A 10,549-nucleotide genomic window follows, 5' to 3' on the forward strand; every position below is an offset into this window, starting at 1 on the left:
AGGACTGGACAGGAGACCACGGCGTGACGCGCAGCGTGTACGTGACCGGGATCGACCGCGGGGACGGCCGGCAGGTCGTCGAGCTGGGAGTCATGGAACTCCTGACCCGCCAGGTGGACCGGGTGGGGGTGTTCCGGCCCCTGGTGCACGACGGCCCCGACCGTCTTTTCGATCTTCTGCGGGCCCGGTACCGGCTCTCCCAGGACGCGTCGACCGTATACGGCATGGACTACCACGAGGCCTCCGCACTCCAGGCCGAGAAGGGTACCGACGAGCTGGTCTCCCGGCTCGTCGACCGCTTCCACACGGTGGCCCGCGACTACGAGGTCGTACTCGTCCTGGGTACGGACTACTCGGCCACCCAGCTCCCCGACGAGCTGGCGCTCAACGCGCGCCTCGCCAACGAGTTCGGCGCCTCGGTGATACCCGTCGTCGGCGGCAAGGGCCAGACCGCCGAGTCCGTACGGGCCGAGGCGCGCAACGCCTTCCGGGCGTACGACGGGCTCGGCTGCGACGTCCTCGCGATGGTCGTCAACCGGGTGGCGGGCGAGGACCGCGAGGGCATCGCCGAGCGGCTCAAGGCCCGCCTGCCCGTGCCCTGTTACGTGCTGCCGGACGACGCCTCCCTGGCCGCCCCCACCGTCGCCCAGATCGCCCACACGCTCGGCGCGTCGGTGGTGCTCGGCGACGACTCGGGCCTGGCCCGCAACGCCCTGGACTTCGTCTTCGGCGGTGCGATGCTGCCGAACTTCCTCAACGCGCTGACCCCGGGCTGCATGGTGGTCACCCCCGGGGACCGCGCCGATCTGGTGGTGGGCGCGCTCGCGGCCCACTCCGCCGGCACCCCGCCCATCGCCGGTGTGCTGCTCACCCTGAACGAGCGGCCCAGTGAAGAGATCCTGACCCTGGCCCACCGCCTCGCGCCCGGCACCCCGGTGCTTTCGGTCCCCGGCAACAGCTTCACCACGGCGACCGAACTGTTCTCCGTCGAGGGGAAGTTGAACGCCGCCACGCCCCGCAAGGCCGAGACGGCTCTCGGGCTCTTCGAGCGGCACGTGGACACCGCCGATCTGCTGAAGCGGATCTCGGTGGCGCGCACCGGCCGGGTCACCCCGATGATGTTCGAGCACGACCTTCTGGAGCAGGCCCGCGCCGACCGCCGTCGCGTCGTCCTGCCCGAGGGCACCGAGGAGCGCGTGCTGCGCGCGGCCGATGTCCTGCTGCGCCGCGACGTCTGCGACCTGACGCTGCTCGGTGACGTCGAGACCATCCGGAAGAAGGCCGCCGACCTCGGCATCGACCTGTCCTCTCCTTCGACCCAGCTGATCGACCCTCAGACCTCCGAGCTGCGCGACTCGTTCGCGGAGAAGTACGCGGAGCTGCGGGCCCACAAGGGCGTGACGGTGGAGCTGGCGTACGACGTCGTCTCGGACGTGAACTACTTCGGGACCCTGATGGTGCAGGAGGGCCTGGCCGACGGTATGGTCTCCGGTTCGGTGCACTCCACGGCCGCGACGATCCGCCCGGCCTTCGAGATCATCAAGACGAAGCCGGACGCGTCGATCGTCTCGTCGGTCTTCTTCATGTGCCTGGCCGACAAGGTGCTGGTGTACGGCGACTGCGCGGTCAACCCCGACCCGAACGCCGAGCAGCTCGCGGACATCGCCGTCCAGTCGGCGGCCACCGCGGCCCGTTTCGGTGTCGAGCCGCGGATCGCGATGCTGTCGTACTCCACCGGCACCTCGGGCTCGGGCGCGGACGTCGACAAGGTCCGTGAGGCGACGAAGCTGGTGCGGGAGTCCCATCCGGAGCTGCGGATCGAGGGGCCCATCCAGTACGACGCGGCGGTCGAGCCGTCCGTCGCCGCGACGAAGCTGCCGGGTTCGGAGGTGGCGGGGCAGGCGACCGTGCTGATCTTCCCGGACCTCAACACCGGCAACAACACCTACAAGGCCGTGCAGCGTTCGGCCGGCGCCGTGGCCGTGGGCCCGGTGCTGCAGGGCCTGCGCAAGCCGGTGAACGACCTCTCTCGTGGCGCGCTCGTCAGCGACATCGTCAACACGGTCGCCATCACGGCGATCCAGTCCCAGGCTCAGGAGCTCCCCGCATGACCGGCACCGACACCGCGACGCGCGTTCTCGTCCTCAACTCCGGCTCCTCGTCGGTGAAGTACCAGCTCCTCGACATGAAGGAGCACTCCCGGCTCGCGGTCGGTCTGGTGGAGCGGATCGGCGAGGAGACCTCGCGCCTGGTCCACACCCCGCTCCAGGGCGGAGGCGGGGTCAAGCGCGAGAAGAACGGTCCGATCGCCGATCACGCCGCCGCCCTGAAGGCGGTGTCCGAGGAACTGGCGGCGGACGGGCTCGGCCTGGACTCCCCCGAACTCGCCGCGATCGGGCATCGGGTGGTGCACGGCGGGCTGAGGTTCACCGCCCCGACCGTGATCGACGACGAGGTGCTCGCGGAGATCGAGCGGCTCGTCCCGGTCGCGCCGCTGCACAACCCGGCGAACCTCACCGGCATCCGTACGGCGATGGCGCTGCGTCCCGACCTTCCGCAGGTCGCGGTCTTCGACACCGCGTTCCACACGACGATGCCGGAGTCGGCGGCCCGGTACGCGATCGACGTGGAGACGGCGGACGCGCACCGGATCCGGCGGTACGGCTTCCACGGCACCTCGCACGCCTATGTGTCGCGCGAGACGGCGAAGCTGCTCGGCAAGGCGCCGGAGGAGGTGAACGTGATCGTGCTGCACCTGGGCAACGGGGCCTCCGCCTCGGCCGTCCGGGGCGGGCGGTGCGTGGACACCTCGATGGGGCTCACGCCGCTGGAGGGTCTGGTCATGGGGACCCGTTCGGGCGACATCGACCCGGCGGTGACGTTCCATCTCAAGCGGGTCGCGGGGATGGACGAGAACGAGATCGACGTCCTGCTCAACAAGAAGTCGGGTCTGGTCGGGCTCTGCGGCGACAACGACATGCGGGAGATCCGTCGCCGGATCGACGAGGGCGACGAGCGGGCCGCCCTCGCCTTCGACATCTACATCCACCGGCTGAAGAAGTACATCGGGGCGTATTACGCGGTACTCGGGAGGGTGGACGCGGTGACGTTCACGGCGGGTGTGGGTGAGAACGCGGCTCCGGTGCGGGAAGCTGCGATCGCCGGTCTGGAGGAGCTGGGCCTGACGGTGGACGCCGACCTGAACGCCGTACGGTCCGACGAGGCACGGATCGTCTCGCCGGAGTACGCGCGGGTGGCGGTGGCGGTGGTGCCGACGGACGAGGAGCTGGAGATCGCCCGTCAGGCCTTCGCTCTGGTGCGCGGAGAAGCGCTCGGAGGAGTGAACGCCTGAGCGCCCCCGCGCCCATTTGTACTTTCCACCAGACGGAATATTCCGCAGTGAAACAAACCGATAGGATCCGCCTCATGCGCCGTTCCAAAATCGTCTGCACGCTGGGCCCCGCCGTCGACTCGTATGAGCAGCTGAAGGCTCTCATCGAGGCCGGTATGAACGTGGCCCGATTCAACATGAGCCACGGGACCCAGGCAGAGCACCAGGAGCGGTACGACCGTCTCCGCAGGGCGGTGGCGGACACCGGCCGCGCCGTCGGCGTGCTCGCCGACCTCCAGGGCCCCAAGATCCGTCTGGAGACCTTCGCGGAAGGTCCCGTCGAGCTGGTGCGCGGTGACGAGTTCACCATCACCACCGAGGACGTCCCGGGTGACAAGTCCATCTGCGGCACCACGTACAAGGGCCTGCCGGGTGACGTCTCCAAGGGCGACCAGGTCCTGATCAACGACGGCAACGTCGAGCTGCGCGTGGTCGAGGTCGAGGGCTCGCGGGTCAAGACCGTGGTCATCGAGGGCGGTGTCATCTCCGACCACAAGGGCATCAACCTGCCCGGTGCGGCGGTCAACGTCCCGGCCCTGTCCGAGAAGGACGTCGAGGACCTCCGCTTCGCGCTCCGCATGGGCTGCGACATGGTCGCGCTCTCCTTCGTCCGCAACGCCGACGACGTCAAGGACGTCCACAAGGTGATGGACGAGGAGGGCCGCCGGGTCCCGGTCATCGCCAAGGTGGAGAAGCCGCAGGCGGTGGAGAACATGGCGGACGTGGTCGCCGCCTTCGACGCCGTCATGGTGGCCCGTGGCGACCTCGCCGTGGAGTACCCGCTGGAGAAGGTCCCGATGGTGCAGAAGCGCCTCGTGGAGATGTGCCGCCGCAATGCCAAGCCGGTCATCGTCGCCACCCAGATGATGGAGTCGATGATCACCAACTCCCGCCCCACGCGCGCCGAGGCCTCCGACGTGGCCAACGCGATCCTGGACGGCGCGGACGCGGTCATGCTCTCGGCGGAGTCCTCCGTGGGCGCGTACCCGATCGAGACCGTGAAGACGATGTCGAAGATCGTCGCCGCGGCCGAGGAGGAGCTGCTCTCCAAGGGCCTGCAGCCGCTCGTACCCGGCAAGAAGCCGCGTACGCAGGGCGGTTCCGTCGCCCGCGCGGCCTGCGAGATCGCGGACTTCCTGGGCGGCAAGGCGCTGATCGCCTTCACCCAGTCCGGCGACACCGCGCGCCGGCTCTCGCGCTACCGCACGATCCAGCCGATCCTTGCCTTCACCACGGACGAGTCCACCCGCAACCAGCTCACGCTGAGCTGGGGCGTGGAGTCCTTCCTCGTCCCGTTCGTGGAGACCACGGACGCGATGGTCGACATCGTCGACGCGGAGCTGCTGAAGCTCCAGCGCTACAGCGAGGGCGACACCATGGTCATCACGGCCGGCTCGCCCCCCGGCGTCCCGGGCACCACGAACATGGTCCGGGTGCACCACCTGGGCGGCGGACAGCACGCGTGACACGCGCCGCCTGCCTCCTGGCATGACGAGGGCCCCCGTCCGATCCGGACGGGGGCCCTCGTCATGTGCGGCTCCCTGACGGGCTTTCTACGCGATCAGTTGGGCTCGACCGTGTTGCGCAGGCCGGGGACGGTGAGCGTGCCGCCGAACTGACCGGCCTGGGTGACCTCGACGTCCGTGAAGATCGCGAACGGTACGTCGAGCGGCGGCGGGGTCTCCGGGCTGAAGGTGACCGGGATGATGCCGAAGAGGTTGCCCTTCAGCTTCTCCGTGTACATGGTCACCGTGCCGTTGCTCATGGTCGACGTCGAACCCTTGTCGGACCTGACGTGCCCGGTGTAGCCGTCCGAGTGGACGGTGCGCTGGTGCAGGTCCTTGATGTCCACGCCGTCCTTCGCGGTGAACTTCAGGACCTTCTTGATCTTCCCGCTGCCGGTCTTCACCTCGACGATGCCGTGGTACTTCAGACCCTTCAGCGTGAGCTTCGTGCTGTTCAGGATCCACGGCTCGTCCGGGAGCAGCGGGATGCCCGCCTCCAGGTCCGCCGCCGCGAGCGCCTCGGGGTCGGGCTCGGGACACGGGAAGCGCGGCTTGGCTCCCTCGGGTATGTCCTCGTCCTTCTTGGCGTCGAGGCCCTTGGCGTCCTCCGGCAGCTCCTCGACCTTGGCACCGACCTTGTCCGCGGCCTCCTCGATGGCGGCCTTGGTCTTGTCGGCGGCGGTCTCGGCCGGGGTGTCGGCCTTCTCCGCGGCGTCGGCCTTGTTCGCCGTGTCCGTCTCCGGAGCCGTCTTCGGGGCCGTCGTCGCCGGCTTCTCGCTCACCGGGGCGGTCGGCGCCGGCGTGGTCGACGGTGTGGTCGTCGGCTCCGCGTCGGGCCCGTCGAACAGGTCCTTGATCTTGTCGCCGAGACCCAGCGGGTCGAGCGGGTTGACGCTCTTCGTCGCGGTGGGCGCGGGGGCCGGGGCCTGCTGCGCGTCGGCCTGCTGCTGCGTGGCGGTGCCCTGCTCCGTGCCGGCGGTCGCCGAGGGGCTGGACGTCGGCTTGGGCGCCTCCTGCTCCTTGGTCTCCTCCGGCTTCGGCGAGGCGGACGCGCTCGCGGTCGGCTTCGGGCTCTCGGTCGCGGCGGGCTTCGTCGACTCCTCGGCCACCGGCTCGTCCGAGCGGGTCACGCACGGACCGGGTGCGAAGGGGATGTCCTTCTCGTCGGCGAGGGCGAGCTTGGGCGCCATGCCCATGCCCATGAGCACCGCGGTCGGCATGGCCGCCAGGGCCATCGCCTTGCCCGCGGGACCCTGGATCTTGTTCAGCAGGGACTTGCGAGGAGCCGCGTGCCGCGGACCCCGTCCTGCCAGAGTGGCGCCGTCCGCAGCCGTCGCCGACTGCGGCGACTGTGTTTCGTCACCCCGCACTGTTCCTCCCGCCGTTGGCGTCGATCGTCGTTTCGGTCGCCTGCGCGTCCTCCGCGGCACGCTGCTCCGGGACCGGGGCCTTCTCGAAGGCGACCGGCTGGGTCTCCTCCTGAGCCTCGTCTCCGTGCGGCTGACCGTCGTTCTCGTGCTCGCCCTGCAGGGCCTCCGCCTCGGCCGTCTCCTCCACCGGGACGCCGGGCGCCCAGGCGATCGACATCCCGCCGCCGATCAGGGAGAGCAGGAATCCGATGACGAGGCCGCCGAAGTTCGACACCGGGATGGAGACAAGCCCCAGCACGATCGCCGCGACGCCGGCAAACACCCGCACGATGGGCTGGAACCACATCGTGAGACCGAGCGTGATGAGCAGGACGCCGATGATCAGCGCACCGGCTCCGGCCGTGGTGGCGATGGCGATCGTCATGTTGCCGAGTCGCATGTCGCCGTACGGGAGATACGCGATCGGTACGCCGCCGAGGATCGTGAGCAGACCCGCCCAGAAGGGCCGCTGGCCCCGCCAGGTACGGAAACGGTTCTCGCTCGGGACTCCGCGGGAAGCAGTGGACTCGGCGCTCATGGAAAACAGCTCCCTGGAAGCGGTGTTGCGTAAGAAAGGTGGTGAACGGCGGTACGGACCGGAGCGGGCAGGGCCGTACGGAACGACCCCACCCGCCGGGTGCGTACTACTCGGTGAAGCACTCCTTGGGAGCGCCCGTGTGCAGCTTCAGCTTGAGGTCGGGAAGCTTGAAGGTGGCGGCGGTCGTCGCCCACGCCTTCTGCTTCACGTCCGTCAGCTTGGCCGTCTCGGCACGCTGCGAGAAGCCGTACGGGTTGGCCTTGGTACCGGGCTGGATGCCGGGCTTGCCGTCGGCCTTCGGGAGCGCGCCCGCGGCCACACCGATGTCGATGTTGCCGAACTCGGCGTCCGCGTCGAGCGACGAGACATCGAGGTAGATGTCCTTCGCGTACACCGGGTTCTGCTTGTCGGTACCGGCCCGCAGCTCCAGCGAGACGTTGCCGAGGAACGGCACGTTCGGCGTCACGACGGACTGGCACATGTTGGTGATCCAGGCCTCGGAGAAGCCCGAGACACCGACCGGCTGAGCGAACGGCTTGCCCTCGAGGTCCTTGCCCGAGACGACGTTGCCGTACTGGACGAAGTCCTTACCGACAAGGCTGTCGGCCTTAACCTTGAACTCCTGGCCGGAGATGCTGAAGGACGCGGCAAGCGCACCCTGAGCCAGGCCGACACCGATCGCGGCCGTCGCGGCCACACTCGGCACCATGACAACGGCGAACCGCTTCCATCTGGTCCCGCCACGAACCTGGGACTTCATGAGAATCCTCCTTCTCGGACGTACATCTCCGGATGGGCCCGGGGCCCGTCCTGGGATGGGAGAAGTGCTACGTCCTCGGGAAGGAGCGCCGAACATCGGGCGCGACCCGCGTCCGATTCACCGGCGATCACCCCCGAGCGACAACCACTGGCCACGCCTTGCGCGCAACCTCCTTGGACAGGCCCCGCCGGTGAAGGCAGGAACCCCCCTGTCCACGGCCGACGCCACTGTCGTCGACCCACTCGGTGGGGACCCTCGCCGCTCACCCGGTTGGTTGCCGGGCTGGTGCGGTATCGGACCGAGCGTCGCCGATCGTGGTCCATTACGGGCCAGGGCACAAGGGGGTTCGTTACCGGCTAGTAACGGGTGGATAACCACGCCACGACAGGGCGATGTCGCCCGGCCACACAGGGTGCAGTTCACCGGGGCCGTACATCAGGATGTTGAGGATGAAAGCCGGACAGATTGCCGGGTTCGATTTACTGCAAGTAACAGCGGCCGCGTTTACCAAGTTTTGGTAAAGCGCGGCCGCGAAATATCACTGTGTCGCCAAATCGGCGCGATTCGGCGCCCCTGCAACGCGCCTAGAACAGCACCCGCGCGAGGGCCTGACGGGCCGCCGTGACCCGGGGGTCCTCGGGACCGATGACCTCGAAGAGCTCGAGCAGCCTCAGCCGCGCCGCGTCCCGGTCGTCACCGGCCGTACGCCGAACGGCGTCCACGAGCCGGCCGAAGGCGTCCTCGACGTGACCGCCCACCAGATCGAGATCCGCGGCGGCGATCTGCGCGGTGACGTCGGCCGGGTTGTCGGCCGCGTTCTTCCGCACCGCCTGCGGGTCCATGTCCTGCACACGGGCGAGCAGCTCGGCCTGGGCCAGGCCCAGCTTGGCCTCCGGGTGAGCGGGGTCGTCGGCGAGCACGTTCTTGTACGCCTGGACGGCGCCGGCCAGGTCACCGGCGTCGAGCGCCGACATCGCCGCCTCCAGCAGCGCGTCGTACGGGCCTGCGGGCACCGGGGCCTGCGCGGGCTCGCCGGAGGTGTCGGCGTCCGGGCCGACGACGATGCCCGTGAGACCGAAGCGCTCCTCGCCGACCTGGATCAGCTGGTCCAGGGTCTGCCGGATCTGGGCCTCGGGCGCCGCGCCCTGGAAGAGCGGCAGCGCCTGACCGGCGACCACCGCGAAAACGGCCGGAATTCCCTGGATGCCGAACTGCTGCATCAGCATCTGGTTGGCGTCGACGTCGACCTTCGCGAGGAGGAAGCGTCCGTTGTACTCGACGGCCAGCCGCTCCAGGAGCGGGCCGAGCTGCTTGCAGGGCTCGCACCACTCGGCCCAGAAGTCGATGACGACCGGAACTTCGGCGGAGCGCTGAAGGACATCGCGCTCGAAGCCGGCCTCGTCGACATCGATCACCAGGGCAGAGGGGGAGACCGCCGCCACGCCCCCCTGCCGGGCGGCCTCGGCACGCGCCTGCTCCGCCTTCGCCTTGGCCTCTCCGGCCGCCTTCACCGCGGCGAGGTCGACGACGCCGCTCATGGACATGTTTCTGGGCTGCATGAGTACATCCTCCCCCTTCCGCGCGCGTGACCGGTACGTCATGGCTGAACCGTGCACCGAAGTGCACGGTCCGCGTTCTGTTGCACCAGGTCCCCACCTGGTGCGTGTGGTTTGTCGCTCGGGCCGCTCAAAGCCTTTCGCTACAGGTCGTAGCGTAACTCTCCCGCCCGATCGATGGACGGATCCGACCGGTGAACTGGCTCACATCACGCGACTCTGGCGCAATACCTACCGGCGGGTATGGTCGATTCCCATGTGTAGCCGCACCAGTTCCCGCAGCCGTACCGGACGCCCCCGCAGCGTCGCGGCCGATGCCGCGATCCTCGAGGCGACCCGTGCCGCCCTGGTCGAACTGGGCTGGTCCAAGCTGACGATGGGCGATGTGGCCGGCCGGGCGGGGGTCGCCAAGACCACGCTCTACCGGCGCTGGGCGAGCAAGAACGAGCTGGTCGTCGACGCCGTCGCCGTCCTCTTCGACGAACTCGAACTCCCGGACCTCGGCTCCCTCCAGGCCGACATCGAGAACGTGGTGCTGCAGTTCGCCGCGCTGCTGCAGCGGCCGGAGACGAAGACGGCCCTGATGGCGGTGGTGGCGGAATCCACCCGTGACGAGCCACTGCGCGAGCGCATCCGCAGCTCCATCGTCGACCGGCAGAAGCGGCTGGTTCTGGAGGGTCGCCAGCGCGCCCAGGAGCGCGGCGAACTCCCCACCGACCGGGACCCGGTGTCGATCGACGACACCGACGACCTGATCTTCGACGTGATAGCGGGCGCCGTGGTCCACCGCGCCCTGGTGAGCGCGGAACCGGTCGACGAGGCCTGGGTCCAGCGCTTCACCGCTCTCCTGATCGGCGGTCTGGGCGCGGCGGCGGCCACACCCCTAGGGTGACGGTCGTGACGATCACTCTGAACAGCGCCGTACGCGCGCTTCTGGACGACATCAACCCGGCGATCCTGGGCACCGTCCATCCCGACGGCTCTCCGCAGACCTCGGTGGTCTGGGTGGCCAGGGACGGTGACGAGCTGGTGATCTCCAGCCAGGACGGCCGCCGCAAGATCAAGAACATCCAGGCCGATCCGCGGGTCAGCCTGATCGTGTACGACCGCAAGGACCCCCAGCTGTACGCCGAGATACGGGGCACGGCCACGGTCACCGAGGACGTGGGCCGGGCCGTCGCGGTCGCGATCGAGGAGCGCTACGAGGGCCCGGGCGCCGGCCAGGAGTACCTCGACCTGCCGCCGGAGGTGGTGCGGGTGGTCGTGCGGATCACGCCGACGAAGGTCGTGGGCACGGCCGCGAAGTAGCCGAAACGGAAGGGGCGGTACGGGAGGTCCCGTACCCCCCCCGCACCGTACGCTAGAATACCCGCGGGGCCCTGGAGAATCC

At 69.3% G+C, this 10,549-nt stretch carries 9 protein-coding genes; 5 read left to right on the top strand and 4 right to left on the bottom strand.

Annotated elements, in window-relative coordinates; translation table 11 throughout:
• The first annotated feature begins 23 nt into the window (after positions 1-23).
• The 3 genes from pta to pyk all read left to right on the top strand — a co-directional run bounded on the left by pta (position 24) and on the right by pyk (position 4,857).
• Positions 24-2,111 (top strand): phosphate acetyltransferase, encoded by a 2,088-nt coding sequence (gene pta / locus ACFC0D_RS23865; RefSeq protein ID WP_376439372.1) that lies wholly within the window; start codon positions 24-26, stop codon positions 2,109-2,111.
• Entirely contained in the window at positions 2,108-3,352 is a 1,245-nt protein-coding gene (locus ACFC0D_RS23870) for an acetate kinase (protein WP_376439374.1), read from the top strand. The genes pta and ACFC0D_RS23870 overlap by 4 nt, the downstream gene beginning before the upstream one ends.
• Before the next feature lie 74 nt (positions 3,353-3,426).
• Positions 3,427-4,857: a pyruvate kinase gene (pyk, locus tag ACFC0D_RS23875; protein ID WP_376439377.1), complete on the top strand. Its 1,431-nt coding sequence runs from the start codon at positions 3,427-3,429 to the stop codon at positions 4,855-4,857.
• Positions 4,858-4,952: 95 nt separating this feature from the next.
• Here the strand turns inward: pyk and ACFC0D_RS23880 are convergent, their stop codons facing one another.
• From ACFC0D_RS23880 to ACFC0D_RS23895, 4 genes are all read right to left on the bottom strand, one after another.
• Complete coding sequence (locus tag ACFC0D_RS23880; protein WP_376439380.1) at positions 4,953-6,266, bottom strand: hypothetical protein; 1,314 nt, start codon at positions 6,264-6,266, stop codon at positions 4,953-4,955.
• Complete coding sequence (locus ACFC0D_RS23885) at positions 6,256-6,843, bottom strand: DUF6114 domain-containing protein (RefSeq protein WP_376439383.1); 588 nt, start codon at positions 6,841-6,843, stop codon at positions 6,256-6,258. Before ACFC0D_RS23885 ends, ACFC0D_RS23880 begins: the two co-directional genes overlap by 11 nt.
• Positions 6,844-6,949: 106 nt before the next feature.
• A complete protein-coding gene (locus ACFC0D_RS23890) occupies positions 6,950-7,603 on the bottom strand; it encodes a DUF6230 family protein (RefSeq protein WP_376439386.1) in 654 nt (217 codons plus the stop codon).
• Positions 7,604-8,187: 584 nt separating this feature from the next.
• Positions 8,188-9,162: a tetratricopeptide repeat protein gene (locus ACFC0D_RS23895; RefSeq protein ID WP_376439389.1), complete on the bottom strand. Its 975-nt coding sequence runs from the start codon at positions 9,160-9,162 to the stop codon at positions 8,188-8,190.
• A 253-nt stretch (positions 9,163-9,415) separates the two neighbouring features.
• Between ACFC0D_RS23895 and ACFC0D_RS23900 the strand changes: the two genes are divergently transcribed.
• A complete protein-coding gene (locus ACFC0D_RS23900) occupies positions 9,416-10,051 on the top strand; it encodes a TetR/AcrR family transcriptional regulator (RefSeq protein ID WP_376439392.1) in 636 nt (211 codons plus the stop codon).
• Between the two features lie 5 nt (positions 10,052-10,056).
• Positions 10,057-10,467, top strand: coding sequence for a PPOX class F420-dependent oxidoreductase (locus tag ACFC0D_RS23905; protein ID WP_376439394.1), 411 nt, complete (start codon positions 10,057-10,059; stop codon positions 10,465-10,467).
• Positions 10,468-10,549: the final 82 nt, after the last annotated feature.

Origin of the sequence: Streptomyces sp. NPDC056222 (assembly GCF_042264065.1) — a bacterium.
In the GTDB taxonomy this organism is placed as follows: Bacteria; Actinomycetota; Actinomycetes; order Streptomycetales; family Streptomycetaceae; genus Streptomyces.

Coding starts and splice junctions, on each gene's coding strand:
- ACFC0D_RS23870 (WP_376439374.1), top strand. CDS start 2,108: ATGACCGGCACCGACACCGCGACGCGCGTTCTCGTCCTCAACTCCGGC.
- pyk (WP_376439377.1), top strand. CDS start 3,427: ATGCGCCGTTCCAAAATCGTCTGCACGCTGGGCCCCGCCGTCGACTCG.
- ACFC0D_RS23885 (WP_376439383.1), bottom strand. CDS start 6,843: ATGAGCGCCGAGTCCACTGCTTCCCGCGGAGTCCCGAGCGAGAACCGT.
- ACFC0D_RS23890 (WP_376439386.1), bottom strand. CDS start 7,603: ATGAAGTCCCAGGTTCGTGGCGGGACCAGATGGAAGCGGTTCGCCGTT.
- ACFC0D_RS23895 (WP_376439389.1), bottom strand. CDS start 9,162: ATGCAGCCCAGAAACATGTCCATGAGCGGCGTCGTCGACCTCGCCGCG.
- ACFC0D_RS23900 (WP_376439392.1), top strand. CDS start 9,416: ATGTGTAGCCGCACCAGTTCCCGCAGCCGTACCGGACGCCCCCGCAGC.